Annotated in this window: 14 protein-coding genes and 1 tRNA gene; 3 read left to right on the top strand and 12 right to left on the bottom strand. The window is 60.6% G+C overall.

The annotated features are described in order from the left end of the window. Window position 1 precedes the first annotated feature (1 nt). Genes deoA through AUL31_RS00175 form a run of 4 tightly spaced genes read right to left on the bottom strand, consistent with a single transcriptional unit; the run spans window position 2 to window position 3,216 of the window. Window positions 2–1,315: a thymidine phosphorylase gene (gene deoA, locus AUL31_RS00190; protein WP_060599816.1), complete on the bottom strand. Its 1,314-nt coding sequence runs from the start codon at window positions 1,313–1,315 to the stop codon at window positions 2–4. Continuing rightward, the gene (deoC, locus tag AUL31_RS00185; RefSeq protein ID WP_060599814.1) at window positions 1,315–2,046 is read right to left on the bottom strand and encodes a deoxyribose-phosphate aldolase; all 732 of its coding nucleotides are present in this window, start codon (window positions 2,044–2,046) and stop codon (window positions 1,315–1,317) included. Before deoC ends, deoA begins: the two co-directional genes overlap by 1 nt. 4 nt (window positions 2,047–2,050) lie before the next feature. Then, window positions 2,051–2,827 carry a purine-nucleoside phosphorylase gene (locus AUL31_RS00180; protein WP_060599812.1) on the bottom strand — a complete coding sequence of 259 codons (777 nt, stop codon included), beginning with the start codon at window positions 2,825–2,827 and terminating at the stop codon, window positions 2,051–2,053. Further along, window positions 2,824–3,216 (bottom strand): cytidine deaminase, encoded by a 393-nt coding sequence (locus AUL31_RS00175; protein ID WP_060599810.1) that lies wholly within the window; start codon window positions 3,214–3,216, stop codon window positions 2,824–2,826. Before AUL31_RS00175 ends, AUL31_RS00180 begins: the two co-directional genes overlap by 4 nt. A gap of 100 nt (window positions 3,217–3,316) precedes the next feature. Here AUL31_RS00175 and AUL31_RS00170 point away from each other — a divergent pair, with 100 nt between their 5' ends. Continuing rightward, window positions 3,317–3,757 carry an acyl-CoA thioesterase gene (locus AUL31_RS00170; protein ID WP_060599808.1) on the top strand — a complete coding sequence of 147 codons (441 nt, stop codon included), beginning with the start codon at window positions 3,317–3,319 and terminating at the stop codon, window positions 3,755–3,757. After that, window positions 3,754–3,954, top strand: coding sequence for a SlyX family protein (locus tag AUL31_RS00165; protein ID WP_060599806.1), 201 nt, complete (start codon window positions 3,754–3,756; stop codon window positions 3,952–3,954). The genes AUL31_RS00170 and AUL31_RS00165 overlap by 4 nt, the downstream gene beginning before the upstream one ends. Before the next feature lie 10 nt (window positions 3,955–3,964). On the opposite strand, the gene msrA is transcribed toward AUL31_RS00165, so the two are convergent. Then, a complete protein-coding gene (gene msrA / locus AUL31_RS00160) occupies window positions 3,965–4,636 on the bottom strand; it encodes a peptide-methionine (S)-S-oxide reductase MsrA (RefSeq protein WP_060599804.1) in 672 nt (223 codons plus the stop codon). Between the two features lie 69 nt (window positions 4,637–4,705). Further along, window positions 4,706–5,026: a hypothetical protein gene (locus AUL31_RS00155; protein ID WP_060599801.1), complete on the bottom strand. Its 321-nt coding sequence runs from the start codon at window positions 5,024–5,026 to the stop codon at window positions 4,706–4,708. A gap of 260 nt (window positions 5,027–5,286) precedes the next feature. On the opposite strand from AUL31_RS00155, the gene AUL31_RS00150 reads away from it, so the two are divergent. Then, a tRNA-Ser gene (locus tag AUL31_RS00150) sits at window positions 5,287–5,376 on the top strand. Window positions 5,377–5,669: 293 nt separating this feature from the next. Here the strand turns inward: AUL31_RS00150 and AUL31_RS00145 are convergent. The 6 genes from AUL31_RS00145 to AUL31_RS20445 form a co-directional block, all read right to left on the bottom strand. After that, complete coding sequence (locus tag AUL31_RS00145) at window positions 5,670–7,352, bottom strand: hypothetical protein (RefSeq protein WP_143190084.1); 1,683 nt, start codon at window positions 7,350–7,352, stop codon at window positions 5,670–5,672. Between the two features lie 124 nt (window positions 7,353–7,476). Further along, window positions 7,477–11,532 carry an NACHT domain-containing protein gene (locus tag AUL31_RS00140; RefSeq protein WP_082646706.1) on the bottom strand — a complete coding sequence of 1,352 codons (4,056 nt, stop codon included), beginning with the start codon at window positions 11,530–11,532 and terminating at the stop codon, window positions 7,477–7,479. 3 nt (window positions 11,533–11,535) lie between these two features. Continuing rightward, on the bottom strand, window positions 11,536–15,045 hold the full coding sequence (locus AUL31_RS00135; protein ID WP_073468948.1) for a DEAD/DEAH box helicase: 3,510 nt from the start codon (window positions 15,043–15,045) through the stop codon (window positions 11,536–11,538). A gap of 76 nt (window positions 15,046–15,121) precedes the next feature. Continuing rightward, complete coding sequence (locus AUL31_RS00125) at window positions 15,122–16,123, bottom strand: hypothetical protein (RefSeq protein ID WP_060599791.1); 1,002 nt, start codon at window positions 16,121–16,123, stop codon at window positions 15,122–15,124. 206 nt (window positions 16,124–16,329) lie between these two features. Beyond that, window positions 16,330–17,877: a recombinase family protein gene (locus AUL31_RS00120; protein WP_060599790.1), complete on the bottom strand. Its 1,548-nt coding sequence runs from the start codon at window positions 17,875–17,877 to the stop codon at window positions 16,330–16,332. Further along, window positions 17,874–18,110, bottom strand: a complete 237-nt coding sequence (locus AUL31_RS20445) for a hypothetical protein (protein WP_192842505.1) — start codon at window positions 18,108–18,110, stop codon at window positions 17,874–17,876. The genes AUL31_RS00120 and AUL31_RS20445 overlap by 4 nt, the downstream gene beginning before the upstream one ends. Window positions 18,111–18,250: the final 140 nt, after the last annotated feature.

Here is an 18,250-nt window from a genome sequence, read left to right as displayed (position 1 = left end):
GTCAGATCATGCGCGCCAGCACCGGCGCGCTTGCCGCGCCTTCTTCGCCCAGACGATAAGCGGCCCTCAGCCGCGTTGCGGCCTCGGCCGCATCGGCCTCGCTGCGCGCATGCACCACGGCAAGCGGCTGTCCGCGCTCCAGCCTGTCGCCAAGGCCGGCCAGCTCCGTCAGGCCCACGGCATGGTCGACGGCATCCTGCGGGCGCGTGCGCCCGCCACCCAGCGCCACCACGGCAAGGCCCACCGCCCGCGTGTCGATGGCGGCCACCGCTCCGGGCCGATCCGCCGTCACCGCCAGCCGCACCGGCGCGGACGGAAGATGGCTGTCCATGCGCTCGATGAAATCGACGGGCCCGCCCAATGCGGCGACCATCCGGGCAAAACGCTCGGCCGCCATGCCGCCATCCAGCGCCTTGCGGGCCATGGCCGCGCCATCCACCGGGCCTTCGGCCAATCCGGCCAGGTCCAGCATCTCGCCGGCCAGCGCCAGCGTGACCGCTTCCAGCCGGGCATCGCGCCGCGTGCCCGTCAGGAAATGCACCGCATTGCGCACCTCGACCGCATTGCCGGCATCGCGCGCCAGGGGCTCGTCCATGCCCGTCAGTAAGGCGCGCGTCGGCATGCCAGCGCCGTTGGCGACGTCCACCAGGCTTCGCGCCAGCAATTCGGCATCGTCGCTTGCCGTCATGAATGCGCCCGAGCCGCATTTGACGTCGAGAACAAGTCCCTGCAGGCCGGCCGCAAGCTTTTTCGACAGGATCGAGGCGGTGATCAGCGGCACCGATTCCACCGTCGCCGTCACATCGCGGATGGCGTAGAGCCGTTTGTCGGCCGGGGCCAGGCGCCCGGTCTGGCCGATGATGGCGCAGCCATGTTCGGCCACGACGCGGCGGAACGTCGAATTGTCCGGCGCGACATCGTAGCCGGGTATCGCCTCCATCTTGTCCAGCGTGCCGCCGGTATGCCCGAGTCCCCGCCCGGAGATCATCGGCACGGCCGCCCCGCAGGCCGCCACGATGGGCGCAAGCATCAGCGAGACATTGTCGCCGACGCCGCCCGTCGAATGCTTGTCGACGATGGGCCTGTCGATGCCGCTCCAGTCGAGTACGTCGCCGGAATCGCGCATGCTCGTCGTCAGGGCCACGGTCTCGTCGCGGTCGAGCCCGTTGAAGAAGACCGCCATGGCGAATGCGGCGGCCTGCCCTTCCGTCACCCTTTCATCGGCAAAACCTGCGATGAAATTCCGGATATCGTCGGCGCACAGCACGCCGCCATCGCGCTTGCGGCGGATGGTTTCCTGCGGCAGTTCCGCCATCAATACCCCTCCCGGCCTTCGGCAGCGGGCTTTCCCTCGGCCACCGCCAGAAGATCAGTCAGCAGGCTCGACGCACCCAGGCGGAACGTTCCGGGCTCGACCCAGCCCGTGCCCATCGCGGCCTCCGCCATATCGAAATAGCGCCGCGCATTCGCAAAGCCGCGGATGCCGCCGGATGGCTTGATGCCGGCCGCACGGCCGGACCGGCGCAGTACATCCAGCATCACGGCCACCGCCTCGGGTGTCGCGCCCGTCGGCGTCTTGCCGGTGGATGTCTTGATGAAATCCGCGCCGCCTTCAAGCGCCACCTCTGCCACACGGGCAATGGCGGCTGCGCCCTCGCGCTCGCCGGTTTCCAGTATGATCTTCAGGGTCCGGCCCTGGCAGGCATCGCGCATGGCGGACACCTCCGCCACGGTCCCTGCCCGGCTCAGCACATAGTCGATTTCGTCGGCGCCGTCGGCAATGGCCTGCGCCGCCTCTTCCACCGAAGCATCGACATCCGCCGTCCCGGACGGAAAGTTCACCACGGTGGCGATGCGGATACCGTCCCCGGCAAGCCTGCGTGCATAAGCCACGAAGCGCGGCCATATGCAGATCGCCGCAACCGGCCCCACCTGCATCTGCGCGCGGGCAATGAGGGCGGCGATATCGTCCTGCGTGCAGTTGTCGTTCAGATCCGTCAGGTCGAGGCACCCCACGAGCCGGCGGGCGAGATCCTGATCTTGCATGGGGTCACATCTCCGGCACGGCTTTTTGCAGGATCGCGGCCAGTTTCGCCCCACCGATCGGGGCGGCCTGCTGCGTTTGGGCGTGGGATAGCGGCGTATCGCCCAGCCCGGCGCCAAGATTGGTGATCACCGAGGCAGCAACGACCTTCAGGCCCAGATAGCGGCACAGGATGGTTTCCGGCACGGTCGACATGCCGACGGCATCGGCCCCCAGGCGCCGCGCCATGCGGATTTCGGCCGGGGTTTCGAAGGAGGGGCCCGCAAACCACGCATAGACACCGGCATGGAGGGCGATGCCAAGGGCCTCGGCCGCATCCAGCAGCCGCGCGCCGAGGGCCGGGTCGTAGGCGTTCGTCATGTCCACGAAGCGGCGGTCGCTTAAGGTCCCCGTCAGGGGGTTGGCGCCTGCAAGGTTGATATGATCCTCGATCAGCATGACGTCGCCCGGCTCCATCGCCGGGTTCACTGCGCCGGCGGCGTTGGTCTGGATCACCGTGTCGATCCCGGCGTCGCGCAGGGCTTCCAGCGCGGGGCGCATGGCGGCTGCATTGCCGGTTTCATAGAAATGCGCCCGGCCGGACAAAAGGCACACCGGTACGCCGGCCAGCGTGCCCGAAATGACTTCGCCCGCATGGCCCGAAACGCCGGCAGCGGGAAATCCGTCCAGATCGGCATAGGCGATCCTGCTTTCCACCGTGACCAGGCTTTCCAGCGGAGCCAATCCGGAGCCGAGAATCAGCGCGATGCGCGGACGGTTGGCAAGGCGGGCGCGGAGCGTCATAGGGCGTCCGCCGAAAAGCCGCGCGGAAACAGGTCTTCCATAAGGAGTGTCTCGACGACACCCTCCACCGGATCGCAAAGATAGACGCGCGTATCCGGCGCGCCGAATTCGGCGATCCGCTGCCGGCAACCGCCGCAAGGCGTGCAGGCCCGCAGCCGCTCGGCCACGATGGCGATCTCGTCGATCCGGCCGCCGCCATCCATCACCATATGCGCGATGGCGCTGGTTTCGGCGCACCAGCCTTCGGGAAAGCTGACCACCTCGACATTGCAGCCGGCAAAGATACGGCCGTCCGTCGTGCGCAGCGCAGCACCCACGGGAAAGCGCGAATAGGGTGCATGCGCCTTGCGCATTGCAGACCGGGCCAGGCCGAAGAGATCCGCGCTCATGCCATCCTTTCGCTGTTGGGGCGCCGGGGCGCCGTCGCCACGAAGACTTACAGCATCGTTGCGGCTTGCTCTATACAGGCATGCGAACAGGGAGTTCACGATGTCGCAGTCACAGGTGCCCGGCCGCTCGCGCCGGAACGACTATGCCCATTTCATAGAGGTGCCCACCCGCTGGTCGGACAATGACAGCTACGGCCATCTCAACAACGCCGTCTACTATTCCTATTTCGACACCGCGGTTACGCGCTTCCTCATGGAAATCGCGCCGCGCGTGGATGGCCCCTTCCCCATGTTCTTCGTGGTGGAAACGGGATGCCGCTATCTCGCCGAGGCGGCCTATCCGGACATCCTCACGCTCGGCATCCGCATCGGCAAGCTTGGAACCTCGTCGGTGCGCTACGAGCTTGGCGTATTCAGGCAGAATGGCGAGGAAGCCGTGGCGGAGGGGCTCTTCGTGCACGTGCACATAGACCCGCAGGCGCGCCGACCGGCTCCGCTGAGCCCGGAGCTTCGCACACTTCTGGAGACATATGTTCGATGACGGACAGGATTGCCGAACTGGAAATGGCTCTCGCCCATCAGGCCCGCATGGTGGAGGAACTGTCGGGAGAGCTGGCACGCGCCTTCACGCAGATCGAACGGCATGAAAAGGCGTTGAAGGAGCTGGCCGAGCGGTTTCTGGCGCTGGAAGACGTTGCGACGCCGCGGCCGGAGATCACCCGGCCGCCGCATTATTGATCGCAAGTCGTTACTCTGCGGCAACCGCTCCAAGGCCGATCGGGCACGAGACGCCCGTGCCGCCCAGGCCGCAATATCCGTTCGGGTTCTTCGCCAGATATTGCTGGTGGTACGCCTCGGCGTAGAAGAACTCAGGCGCATCGACGATCTCGGTCGTGATCTTCGCCGTGACGCCGGCATGGGTCAGCGCCGTCTGGTAGGCGGCAAGGGCACGTTCGGCGGCCTGCCGCTGTTCCGGCCCGTCCACATAGATGCCGGAGCGGTATTGCGTGCCCACATCATTGCCCTGCCGCATCCCCTGCGTGGGGTTGTGGCTCTCGAAGAACAGCTTCAGCAGTTGCTCGAAGCTGATCCTGGCTGGATCGTAGGTCACGAGAACGACTTCGTTGTGGCCGGTACGCCCGCTGCACACTTCCTCATAGGTCGGGTTGGGCGTGTATCCGCCGGCATAGCCGACGGCCGTGCCGAGGACGCCATCCGCCTGCCAGAAGCGGCGCTCCGCGCCCCAGAAGCACCCAAGCCCGAACAAGGCGGTCCGCGCCCCCTGCGGCCAGGAGCCCTTGAGGCTTTCGCCGGTGACGTAGTGCTTCTCCGCGGTGGCGGCCGGCGTGTCGCGGCCTGGCAGCGCCGCGCCCTTTTCGGGCATTTCGGACTTGCGCAGGAGACGGTCGAGAATGGACATGCGACCCTCGCTTCTTTTCGTTTGGTGAGGGCCCCAATGTGGGATGCGCCGGGCCGGCCGGCAAGGCCGTCAGTGCCGCAGGGCCGCTCGCCGGCGGATGGCGGACGGGCGGGCGGTGGCTCCGAACAGGAACAGCGCCAGCACGGCCAGCGTCGGCGCAGCCGGCAGATGCGCGGTCTGCGCCCACAACCATGCGAGGATGTCGGCGCCGGTTCCGCTGGGGGCCGGCAGGCCGACAGGCATGTGCGGCGCGGCCAGCCTGGCCGCTTCGGCAAGCTCCATCAACCGCAAGTCCGATGCGGCAAGGGATCGCGCGACATCGCCGACGCCCAGCACACAGGCTGCGGCCAGAACGAAGAAGGCGACGAATCGAAGCGCGAAGCGGATCATGAGTAGAGGCCTGTTCCCGCCTGTTTTTCGAGCCCGCCGGGCGACGCCCGCGGCCGGCACAACCTATCGTAGCGATGGTTACGGCGAGATTACCCGGTTGCGGCGGCGTGCGCCAAAAGAAAGTTCGCGCAGCGCTTCGCGGAGACTTGAACGCGAAGCGGTTCTGGCTATAGTCCGCGCCGACCGGTTCGGATGCATCTTCCCTTTACAGGCTGGATGGCACGCCCGCCTCTTCGGAGGCGGTGCCGACGCGAACCGACGGAGGGGTGGCCGAGTGGTTGAAGGCGCACGCCTGGAAAGTGTGTATACGGGAGACCGTATCGGGGGTTCGAATCCCCCTCCCTCCGCCAAACACCGCCGATTGCCCTCTATAGTGCGATATTGCCGCCGATCACCGCATACCACCGGGTGAGATATCAAGCCGCCGATCACCGCCGTTTTCACGCCAAAGTCGCCCACTGTCCCCAAGGCTGCGGACTACTTTACTCGCCGCCGACCGTGTTGGGGCCGTAACCGGACTGTCAGGTCTTGACGGCAGTCGTGCAGATAGCTGTCGTTCTGGTGCCGACTCAAAAAATGGTGGCTACAATGTTCATCACAATTGCCTAAAAGCCGCTGCTTGTTCATACAGCTTGGGCGCGTCTTAGTCTGCCCGGACCCAACGCTTGCGGAACGCCTGTATCTCACGTTCATGATAGGCAAGGATCGCGCGAATGTCCCTTTCCAGGCGCTCGTCGCCCCGCACCCGATCCAAGCTACGCTGCCAATGCCTTGCTGCGTCGATGAGCCTATCAAGGATGCGGCGAGGAGCATCCTCGAGAGTTGTCCTTAATCCCTGCGGATAGACGCCCGTGACGACATAGGGACGGCGGTTACTTTTTGTACCGTAGGTCGCGTTCTGTGCCGACCAAACAGCATGACATAAGGGTTTGCCGAAATGCTTGTCGAGTAACCGCACGACAATCGCCTCGGCCTCAAGATCAGCGACAGGCATAAGCGTACCGATATACGCGCGCGCATTGGTGAACATGAAGCGTCCGGCGAGTTCGTGCCAAGAAACGCATGCATTATTGACAATTATGGGGCTACCCTCGCAAGCGAGTGAACGCGGCATAGCGATGTAATTGTTATCCGCCATCGCCATAGCAGCCGACCCGATGACGCGCGGAATCTCCTCTCTGTGGACAGGTTCCCAATTAGGATCATCGCGTTCTCGGTTCGTATAATCTATAATTGCAGTGCCGACATAGAGGTCCTTCTTGGCGATCGGGTCGTTCCAGTCGACACCATCAAGCGAAACAAACCGCACGTACTGCATTACCTGCAGCATCTCGGGATCGTTGGTACTTGCGACGCCGATGGCGATCTCGACAACGAGAGTCCGGTCGATGCCTTCGCTGTCTTTGTACTGGTAGGTCCAGCGCCAACCGTCGGCGTCGCCACAATGGGTTGCAAAGATCAGGAGATCATAAGGAAAGTGATCGACCATCTCGGTGACGTTGCGGACGGTGGCACCGTTGCCGCTGTAGCCGCGTACGAATATCCCGCGCGGAGGTAAGACTTTGGCTGCGGCTTCCATCTCGGGGGCTCGTACCTTTCCTGGGTCGACTAGGACAGCCACGTTTGTGCCGCGCGTGCCTCGTTGCTCCGCTGCAAAACCGTTAACAATGGAGATACCGAGATCGGGATATACAAAGAGATGGGTCGAAGGCAGTTCGGGGAACGCGACCCCAAAAGGAAGCCACCTAGTGATAAAGGTTAGCGAACCACGGACTGGCAGATCGAACTTGCCGCAAAGCCCGCGCAGCCGTTCTTGCAGGCGGCTGCGCACGGCCTCCTGATCGACGCCCGGCTCGTAGATACCATAGTAGGACTCCAGAAGATCTTTGCATTCTGCTTCGTCTGTTTCACTGATGAGGTGCAGGCCAGCCCCCATCGAGTAGGCATAGTTCGCGGCAATCACTTCGGAGAGCGGTTCGCTCACTTCGCAGATAACGAGATGATCTGAGTGGGGTTTGACGGAATTAGTCGGTGAGGGATGGTCGCCAAATTCGATTATGCGGCGCTCGTAAAGAGCCCGAAGCAGTCCTAGACCGATCGCCTCCTTGCCCCACTGCAGGGGGGCGTTGTCGCGGATTTTGCGGTCGACGATCAAAGCTGCAACATCTTCATCGACCACGACTTCTGTATGATCGCGGGGTAGCGCGGCCATCATTGACTTACGGCCCTCGTTGGGCAGGCCAGCAAGGAGCGTACGATCGGGTTGAACACGGGCAATAGCATTGTTTCGTCGCGTCACTTCAGATGCATGATCTGGTCGGGTCATGCGCGGTCCATCGAGGACAGTAAGGTAGGTCTTACTTCGCGACAGGGCGCATGACAGCCGAGCGGCCAGAAATGGATCGTCGGCAATGACGACAGTCGGCTGAATTGGAGGGCATGTCGGCATACTATGCTTCGTCGAACGTAGTCCGCGCGGCAATAGGTGGTCGTGGTCTTGCCGTTGTTCCCTCGGCTGCAGCCTTGGAATGTTTATGCCTGATGCGATGAGCCCGATCCCGGATATCCTGTTCGCTATCACTCACCAGCGCTGACGCGTGGGCTATTATGTCTTCTGTCGCGAGATAGGTTTCGAGAAGAACGCCCATTGCGGCATACCGCATTTCAGCATTGGGATCGTTCAGCAAGCTGCGAATACGGGTCAATTGCGCGCCGGAGAAAGGGACATTCTCGCGAAGCGCAGCGGTAAGAAATCTTGGCTTTACACCAGCGCGCTCAAGACCACCCAGAAAGTCAGTGCGAACTTCATCCGCTATGGCCATGCGGCCGATGAGCCATTTTTCAGCAAGGTCGCGAACGTCGGAGCGATCATCTGCGATAAGTTCGAATAGCTTACTGTCTGAAACCGGCTCTGTCTTTTGTATAGCCTGGAGCAAGGTTGGCCTTGGGCTGCGAGGAACAGTGCCGCCACCCTTTGGATAAGGCTCCTCGTGTTCAAGCCAGAATTCATAAGCAGACGACAGAACAGCCATGAGGTCGTCACCTGCCGTATCCGACAATCGCAATGCGGCTTTCGCAGCCTCAACAGCCACGGACACATCATCAGCCATCAAACAATGACGGAGGAGGTCGTATGCCTCGTTGCCGGCAGCGAGGTCGTCTTCTAGCGCCGACATCACGTATTCGCATCCGCTACACAACGGTTGGCGCAAGCGCTCGCCTAGAATTTCAACGCGGCTCCCGACTTCCAAACTTTCTGCAATGGCTGCTGCCGCCCACAGCGTAATCCCCCTGCCGTTCTTTAGAACTCTCTCGACAATACCCCGGCGCGCCGCACTGTCAGCTTTCCGGATCAACAGGTTCACCGCGACCTGAATGGTCCACTCGCAACGATGGTACAGCGCGGCTTCCAGTTTTCTAAGGTCAAGGATAGCCGCATCCACCTTCGTGTAGTCGATCTCCCAAACATCGACAGTCGGTAGATGACCGAAGGCGGTTATTCTACCAGTACCTCTCTCAGCCAATGGCTGCGCCGCCGTAAACCGGCTGGCATCGCGTGCGATCAAGTCTTCAGGCACGCCGCTGCATTTCAAAGCTCCGGCAACGACCTCCCTGACAGCATCTCGGTCGAATTCCCGAGCCCAAGCCCAAACATTGCTCGCGGGCAACTCCCAAAACGATGTCATCTGCAAGAATGCGCTGACATAAGGAAGATCCTCTAAATCCCTCACAGGCGTCACGTCCGTCGCCTTGCCGGCTTCACCGATAATCATGAACAGATGGTGGAAAAAGGCGTCCCACGCCTCATTGTATCCCTCGGTGTTCCAACCCAGCCCTTGCGAGAACGCTGAGCGGCTTCCTCCGATATCGTAATCTTTCCCGAACTCCCGTAAGAGAGGCTCGATCCGCTGGTAAAAGCCAAGCGTGTGGAGATCCTTGGCCGATAGAATTTCAGGTACGATCCGATCGCTTTCCTCCGGGGAGCAGCGCTCCAGAACGATACGGCAACCTGCCAGGATCAACGACGCAAGCAATTCATGACCGTCGTCCTTTACCAGCCTGAATCCGCCGAGCGAATTCCACGATTGCAGTTCCACCGATTTCGGCAACTGAAGCAAGGCATCGGTCAGGGCGTTAAAGTCGATGGCATCGCTTCCGCAATTGACAAGACACGCCCATGCCACCAAACGCGTCCAGGGCCGGCTTGCGTTGATAAAGGAGCTTGCCGTGTCCCGTACTGCCTCCGGATACCGTCTGCTTGTTCGTTCCAACAGCGACCCGACCGCGTGCGCCTGGTCTCGCCGTTCTCCCTTGACGTGATCAAATCCACGATCGACCAGAAGCTTTAGTCGGCTATGCGAAACTTCTGCATCCGAATCCGCTGCAAGCGAGAGCGCCCGTTTTAGCGACTCTATGTTCGCGAGATCGCATGCATCAATGATCTCGTTTACTAGCCCGCCGGAGGCGGCGAAGTTCAAAACCTCTTGCCATGGCGGCTGATCGATCTTGCACCCGATTTCCCTCGTACATTCCGCTTTGGGGAGGGTGCCTAAAAAACCGGCCGCCGCAAACTCGGCAAATGACCTGTGAATGAACGTGATGGTCTCGGCGCTGGCGTGCGATACCAGTTCAAGCAGGCCGACCTGTTGCCAATAGGTTAGGCAATCCGCTGCGGTCGACTTCGCTTTCAATGACGAGCATTGCAATTCCGACATCAGCACGGCCGCCGCCGCATCAATCACCGCGGAACTGGACGGCAGCGTCTCCGTCAGGATCGTCCAGGCGGCGGCTTGGAGAAATCTATCGAGCACGGGACGTGTGACGGTGGCGTTGGCCGGCTTTCGAGCCGAGGCCGTGTCGATCAGTTCAAAGAAACTTTGATAGAGGCGCGATTTTGTTGTGCCGATCGATGTGCCGTTTGCAGCGAGAGTCGCAATCATGCTCAGGAGCAGAGGACTCCTGGCGACTAGTTTGGCCGTATCATTGTTTTCAATCTGGCTGCGCGCGAACTTGATGGCAGGATCGGCCTTTTGCTTATCGCCGCTAAACAGGCCAGAAATCAAAGTAGCTAGGTGCTCAGGCACAAAATTCGTTTCAAGCGGGAGCAGCTCGTAGTGTCGCCATTTGCCCAGCAATGACCGGCGATAGCCGACTGGACGGGTCGCTACGACTATCTTGCATCCAGGATTGCTGGCCGCAAATTTGAGCAGCCCGTCGGTCACGATCTCCTGGTCATGGCCGCATTCATCGAGGCTATCGCATATCAGGACCCAGTTCTGTCCTCTGCGTTCCAAGCCCGCCACCGACAGTCCGGAATTGTCGAGCCCCAGAGAGAACAGGCCCTCCTCGAATCCACTGCCATGGTGCTTCATACGAGCATACAAAGCCGGAAGACTGATCCTCAAAACGGGGTGAGATCTCTTTGCGTATTCGCGTGCGAGGCGCTTCAGCAAGAGACTCTTGCCCATGCCGGGCCCGCCAACGATCACGCAATGAGGATAGAATAATCCCAGCGTATCTGGCTCGATCAGTGACCGTCTGTTTCCGGGTGGGTCCTTTTCATACCAAGCATGGTACTCTTCGAGAGCCTTGGCCAAATCCCGATCACTCGCAACCTCTTTGTCAGAAACCTGTACGCTGACTTTTATCCAGTCTGTGTCGAGCGAAAGCGAGGTATCGGAGCCGACCACGAAGAATTCACCCGTCGTCGAAAGAAGCCACTTCGTTAATGCCTCGATTTCTGTGACCGGACCTGCTTTTGACGGGCTTGCAACCTCGATTGCCGCTGATCGCAGAACCTGCAACACTGATACTGCGGTTCTCCGGCCTCTCATTTCAATCAGGGAATGAGCGTCCCGGTACAATCGATCCCATGATTGTTGAACCTGGTCTTTGCGGGCGCAGATATGAGCGAGTTCCGCCTGCGCGGCTTTGACGGAAGCGTCGTCGTTTCTCAGGCAATGCATTCGGACGATACGAAGCCGCTTGCATACCGTCTGAGCGTCGAGGCTGTTCTCTCTAAGCTTGGCAACAAATTTGGCTCCCGTCTGTGAAAGACGGTCGCTGGCGCCGGAGCCCAGCCTGACAATATCCTGCGCGAGTTGGGTCCCTACGGTCTGACTGCTTACCGGGCAGACGACCAGCACGCCGAAGCTGATTTCATTGGCGGATATTGCCCGTGAGAGCGCAATGAGCGGCTCCCACAATCGGCTGCCAACTGACAATCCCCGCTTAATCTGTGCCTCTACGATCTCGCCGCCGATGCATTCGATCTGGATATCGTCACCTGCGCCAGCCGTCTCAGCCAGAACCGCAACAGGAACATCGTTCGCCAATCCATCCAGCCAGCCAACCGGCGTGCCACGGGCCAGGTGGATGACCGCAACGGCAGTGACGGCGGCCTGAAAATTCATGCCTGAAGCCGTCGCTGCTCCGCCGGCTCGCGTTTCAGCTTTTGCTGAATCCAGCGGGGCCGTTTCTTTATTTTCCTTCTTCGCGTTTTTCATGGATTATCTTAGAAAATCATCCAGTGACTGGAATACGCCCGCGCTCTTCCATAGCGACCGGTTGCCGATGACATAGACGGATTCTTTCGCGCGCGTCACGGCGACGTTCAGAAGGTTCGGCCGCCCTCCGGCCCAGCAGCGTGCTCCGCGCTGCTCGGCGCTTGGCGCCCCGAGAAGGAAGAACACCGCTTCGGCCTCGCGGCCCTGTACCGTATGGACGGTGCCCACGCGCTCATAGACCCAGGCGAAGGGGTTTTCGACCCAGCCATCCAGCAGGCCGCTGGTACGCAACATTTCCCGCATCCGGTCCTGCACGACCACAAATGGTGTCACGATGTAGAAGTCCGGAGCGATTTCTTTGTCCCGAAGCTGCCACAGCAGCCCCAGCAGCGCTTCGCCTTCCTGCTGGCACCACTTTTCCTGCCCGCGCCCTTCGACGTCGATCCAGCGCGACGGACCGAGAATATCCCGGATAGCTGAGGCTTTGGCCATCTTCGCCTGCACCATGAGGTTTTCATAGGCGATCATGTTCGAAATCGAGAACATCGGATCATCGCAACGCCGGTGAACCAGGAGCGGAACACCGACTTCCCGGGTGCCGAACTTCGTTTCGAAAGTGCCGAAATATTCGGTCGCGCTGTCCGCCAGGGTCTGCGCCGATGCGCCGGGCGGATTGTAGATCAATGGATCGATCCCGAATTGATGACACATCGCTTCCGTCAACTGATCGGGCAGGACAACCACGGGCTCGATCTGGATCGGATCGCCCACCACGACGGCGCGCCTCGTTCTCATGAGAGCCCCGACGGCCGCCTGCGGCAAAGCCTGCCCGGCCTCATCGACGAGGAGCCAGCCGAACTCCTCAGGGTCGATCCTGCCGAACATGCGGGAGACGGACGCGAAGGTCGTGGATACTACGGGCACCAGAAGGAACAGGGTCGACCATAGATGCGGGATCAGCGCATCCCGTTCGGCGTTCCCGAGCGAGCGGACGCCGAACCCGTCCATCAGGGCATTCAGATTGTGCCGTACAGGTCTCGCCGCGGCATCGATAAAGGCGCGATGCAATTCCATCGCGGCCTCGAACACGTCGTGACGCAGCCTTGCCGTCTTCTCATCAAGCCACGGCGCCGCCTTTTGCTTGTCGGCGTGCCGTTTTTCGAAAAACTCTTCCCAAATGTAAATGCCGGAATATTGCTTCGAGAGCGAGGCATAGCGCGCCTGATCGCGCTCAAGCGTTGCGAGCAAACCCGATCTTATTTTCTGCATATCGTCGGCCACTGCCTTTAGCCGGGAATATGCGGCCGCGGTGGCATCGGCGTCAGCCTTCAACGAGGTTAAGCGGGTCTTCGCCTCCTTGAGCCTTGCGAGCAATACGCCGTGCTCGGCCTGCCAGGCGCGAAAGGCCGACGTCTCGAAAAGGCGGCTCCAGAATCCGGGCCTGGAATGCATTGCGCTGGAGGCATTCTGATTCAGCGCCAGAACCAGTTTTTCCTGGTCCTCCTGGAGCGAGGCGGCATCATGGGCCGTCTGCTCTGCCTGCGTCAGCGCAGGCTGGCGCGAGGCAATCTCAGCGTCGATCCTGACGATGCCTGCCTGGGTTTTCGCGATCGCGATCAACAGGTCACGGATGGCTTGCAGATTGGCGAGCGCGGTTTTCGCTTCGGCCAATGTCTTCGTAAATCTCTGCCGCGCCTTGCGCCAACGTTTCAGCGCTTCGTCATGGTCTTCCGGCGCGTTCTCCTGTTCGACGATGACAGGAGGGCGTTGCCGTGTTCCGTTTTCGGTTTTCTCGGTGATCAATTGCGGATTGCCGCTCGCCTGCTGCAAATAGCGCTGGAAGCCGACATCATCGTCCCACCAGAATGTCTGGCGGAAATCGCTCCGGTTTCTGGCATTGCCGAGCACCGCCGCGATCACGCCCCAGCTATCGCGCTCCAGAAGCGCGTCCGAAACCGTTTTGAAGTAACGCAGGCCCGTCGCATCGTCCGCGATGGCACCCATGCCGGGCAGTTCCGCGCTGACATTCTCGACGGCCTTGTTGTTCGACGAGGCGACGATGATTTCGTGGCCGCGCAGTCTTTCATCCAGCTTGTAGAGATGGATGAAGGCGTTGCCCCGTTTCAGCTTCTGGCCCGACGGCACGAAAGCGTCTTCCGGGTCGTCGAACTTGCAAAGAAGCTCCGCGCGCTTCGTGACGATCGCCGCCACGATGTCACGCAAGAGCGTCGTCTTGCCGGTTCCGGGAGGTCCGTTGACGGCCAGTATGCCGTCCGATGTCAGGTCCTTCATGGCAAGATTGATGGCGCATTGCTGGAGCATGACCAGCGGGTGGCGTCCGCTGCCGGGCCACGCGCCAAGCGGGAATTTTCCAGGCTCCAGTGCTTCCGCGAGGGCCTGATTGTCCTTCATCAGATTCCGCCGCGTCTTGGGTTTTGTCGTGCCGAGATAGCGGTTGAGGTTCACCGTGCTCTTGCCGTTGCCGGTCAGGGCGGCGGCACTGGCAAGGTCCTCAAGGAAGAACGAGTTCAGCAGGATCGATTCAGGCGGGTCTTGGAGTTTGAAATACTGGTAGGAGCGGACCGCGAAGATGGGCTGTTTTGCAAAATGCGCATCGAGCCCGAGTGTTTCCACCAGCCACCGATAGGCGGCATCGATCGCCTTTGCCGTCAGCGGTAACGGCTTGCCGTCCTTGTCTTCGGAAACGATCTTTTTTTCGAGCTGCTCGACCAGCCGCTGTTCCGCCTGCGACCAGGTTCCAAGATCGCGCAGCTTCCCGGTCAACGACACGGGAACACCCCAGCCGAAGCTGGAGATCGCGACAGCATCGGTCTCCACCGGCCTACCCTCACGGTCGACCATTATCGTAGCCAGCACGGCTTCTCCCCGTGCCGAAGGTTTTTCGATCCGGCTGTCGGCATAAACCTGGAGCAGCGATGAGACCGCCGTCTCCATGTCGATGGTGCCAAGAACGATCTGGTAATAGAGCTTCTGGTTGGGGCGGCTCCGCTCGCCGTCGCCCTCCCAGGGCAGCTTACCCTTGTCCAGCGGCGCGATACGGGAGCGGTCTCCGCCGGCCAGGTCTTCGGGCTTGCGAAATGATGGGGGTGACAACACCTCCATCGCCGTCCACGCGCCAAGAATATCCGTCGCCTTATTTGTGACAGGCGGTGGCTCCGGGGCTGGGCGAACCGGCTCCCGGATCGGCGGTTCCTTGATGGGCTCGGCCGGGCGAACAGGCGGTTCGGGCAGAGATGTGGCGGTCGCCGGCGAAAATGCCGCGACCCGCATGCGCGGCTCGCGCACGGCATGGCTTTCTGCTTCTGCTTTGGGTGGTTCGCGACGGACGGACGCGGCCTGAAGCGCCCTTCGTTCCAAATCTTTCGCCCTCGGCACCGTCCGTTCGGACAATTCGGCGATCAGCGTTTTCAGAAACTGCGGATCATCGCGGTTCTGATCGAAGAGCTTTTCGAGCTCGGCTATCCCTTTTTGTAACAATGGCCGGGAGGACATACGCACGCTTGTTTCGTTTCGTTTCGTGAAAGTCTGGCACAAAATTCGTCAGCAAATCAAACAATTAAGTAGTTGGCTATTTGCCGCGCATCCGGTCGATCTGTTCTTCCACATGCGCATCCAGCGCGGCCGTGGATTCCCCGATCCAGTCGCGAAGCTGTGCGGTCTGATCCATGAAACTTTGGTATTTTTTCAGGGCGCTATGGGCATCCCGTTCGCGGCGGACTGCCTCTAGCCGTTTCCGCCAGGATGGCACCGGATCTGTCCGAATGAGGTTCGGATATTGCGCACCGACCCATTGCACGATTCCATGAATGTTCTTTTCAGGCGGCGGATTTGACCGGACAAAAGCCTTGCCGTCGTCGCTGAACGTGATCGGCCACGCCTGACACTCGACCAGTATCTCATTGCGGGTCGGTTGCTTGTCCCGCGGGTAGCCGCCCTTTAGGTATTCGATGTATCCGTCGGTTTCGTCGATCACGCGCTCCATATGGCCGGCAAGGGCCGTAACCAGCAAGCCGTGCCCGTTGGCAACCTGATCCTTCAGCCTGCGGCAGGCTTCGTAATACTCTTCCCGCGTACCGGGCATGAAACGGTCTTTCCCGGAGAAATACTTCTTTGCCCGCTCGGGGAGTTTTTGATTGGAGCTCCAGCCGATGCCCATCGGCTTGAAACTGGCCAGCACATCGCATGCGACCGAGAAGTAAAACCGGCTGAGCGCCGGCAGGATTTCCTCATGTTCGAGACCGACATGATAAACTTCGTTCCGATAACCGTGGACGGTCGTGACGGTTTCGCTAACGGCGCCGGGCAGATGACCGAGCAGCCTGGCCAGTTTCACCTTGGCATCAAAGTGGCGCCCGAGAGCGGCGTTCAATTCGCGCTCGAACTCAAGCTTGCTATCGCGCATCCAGCTCTGCCGCCGGCCGGAATACTGAAGGGCGATCTGGTGTAGTGTCAGTTCGACCGCGTTATCTGTCAGCATCAGCGCAAATCGCGCGTTGTTCGCATCCCCATTCGAGAGATGTTCGAGGGCGAGATCGAGTTGTTCCAGATTATCGGCCAGTCGCTTCAGCATAGGCGAATGTTAGCAGACCGCATCCGGGAGCCCAGCAAGAAATCAGCTAAGTCGCCTCCTTATGCGCCGGCCCTACGGCTTTCCTCCGGGACGGCTCATGCTGTTGATGCCATTCGATATGGTCCGCTTTCAGGTTACCATCGGTAACCCTCCAATGTCCGATTAGCGGGCGCTGAGCAGCCGTGTGCATCTGACATGTGAGATACCTATTGTCTCGCACGCACAATCTGCACTTTTCCCGCCTCAGTAACGATCTGCTTTGCTAAGACGGACACGTAGCTGCGACGAAAACCATGCCCCCGCTCCAGCAGGCGTTGCTCTGCTGCCTTGATGATCCTGCGTAGCAATGAGGGTGAAATGGCCAGAGTGCTAGTGTGATTCAGCTCAGCCTGAAGGCTTCTGATTTCTTTCGCCGTTCGGGTTTGCAAGGCTCGAAGATATGCCAAGCGCTCCTGCAACGCTGGTTCGCCGAGGTTGAGCGCCCCCATCTCAATCGCCTTAAGAAGGCGTTTCAGGCGCAGACGCACTTCCTCACCACGCCGGGTCAATTCGTCCAGCCGGTCATTTCCGTCACGCTCTAGCTGTTCCCAACGGCGTTGGAGGATTTGCATCAGGATGATCTTGAGGCGCTTTCGGTCCAGCAGCCGTGCTGTCATATGCTCGGCGATCAGCGTATCGAGCGCATCCATCGGAATTGCGATACCGCTGCATCTGGACGTATCTGTCCGCGCCTTCTTCTGACAGACATAATAGCGATAGCGCCCCGCCTTGCCGGTGCGCATGACCATGGGACCTCCGCATTGCGCGCAGTGCATCAGGCCGGTCAGCATGTTCGGGCTGTTGACGAGACGTGGTGCAAGGGCTTTTGGGTTGCGGGCGCGCAGATGCGCCTGAACCGCATCGAAAGTGGCTTGTTCGATCAACGGCGGCACGGCCACTGTGATCACCTCATCGTCCGATTTGCGCGTCTTGCCCTTGCCATGCATGTTGAACCGGTGTCGGCCAACATAGGTCGTGCGTGTCAATATCTTGTGGGTTTGGCCGATGCCCCAGCGACCACCATCGCGGGTGCATATCCTCCGGTCGTTGAGATATTCGACAATCGCCTTCACGCCCATCGGCCCGGTGGTTCCATCTCCTGATAGCGCCAGGCGATAGATCAGGCGTACCGTATCGGCATGCATGGGATCGATGGCCAATGTCTTCTTGACCTTGGCCCCACGTCGTTCGGCCTCGACAATGCGGTATCCGATCGGCGGCAACGAGCCGTTCCAGAAGCCCTGGCGGGCGTTCTCTTTCATGGCGCGGAGCGTATGCTTGCCGTTCTCCCTCGACTGGTACTCATCGAACAGGGTCATGACCCTTCGCATCATGACCTGCATGGGGTCGTCACCGACCTCCTGGGTGATCGAGATCAGCTTCACACCATTGCGCGCCAGCTTCCGGATATGGAACTCCAGCTCGAAATGGTCGCGGAAGAAGCGGCTGAAGGAATGGACGAGGATAATGTCGAATGGGGCTGGCCGTTCGCTCGCCGCTTCGATCAGACGCTGGAACTCGGGCCGGCGGTCGCTGGTTGCCGAGACGCCAGCATCCGCGAAAGTCTCGACAAGCTCATAGCCATGCGTGGCGCACCAGGCTTCGCCCTGTCTGTGCTGATCGGGAATGGAGACATGGTGCTCAGCTTGCCGAGCCGTGGAAACGCGCAGATAAAGCGCGGCTCGCAGAGGCTCACCGCTGCTTGCAACGGTCATGGCTTCGACCTGTCGATAGAATCGATCGAACCGAAAAGCTCATCGAAGACATCACCGAAGTAGCGCTCGAATATCTCGATTTCCGCTTCGGTAATCGGCACCTTTTCGGGCCAGTCGTCAGTAACCGTCCAGGTGGACACATCGTGCTTCGGGCGGCGGCGCTTTGGGCTTGAAACCGCTTGGCTGGGGTTGGTGAACGAGGCGGATCGGGATTTATGCGGAGGTTTTGACATTCACAGCGTATCGCTGGAATGGCAGAGAATGGAAACACACCGAGGCCGCTAATACATTGATCGGGCGGATTATTCCCAAGTTTCTGAACAGCGCTACAGCATCGTTGGCCAGTGCGCTGCGAAGCATCCACGTAAAAACC

The organism is Aureimonas altamirensis, from assembly GCF_001463885.1.
Classification (GTDB): Bacteria; Pseudomonadota; Alphaproteobacteria; order Rhizobiales; family Rhizobiaceae; genus Aureimonas; species Aureimonas altamirensis.
Note: the sequence above shows the minus strand (reverse complement) of the source record. Positions and strands in the feature narration are given on the sequence as shown.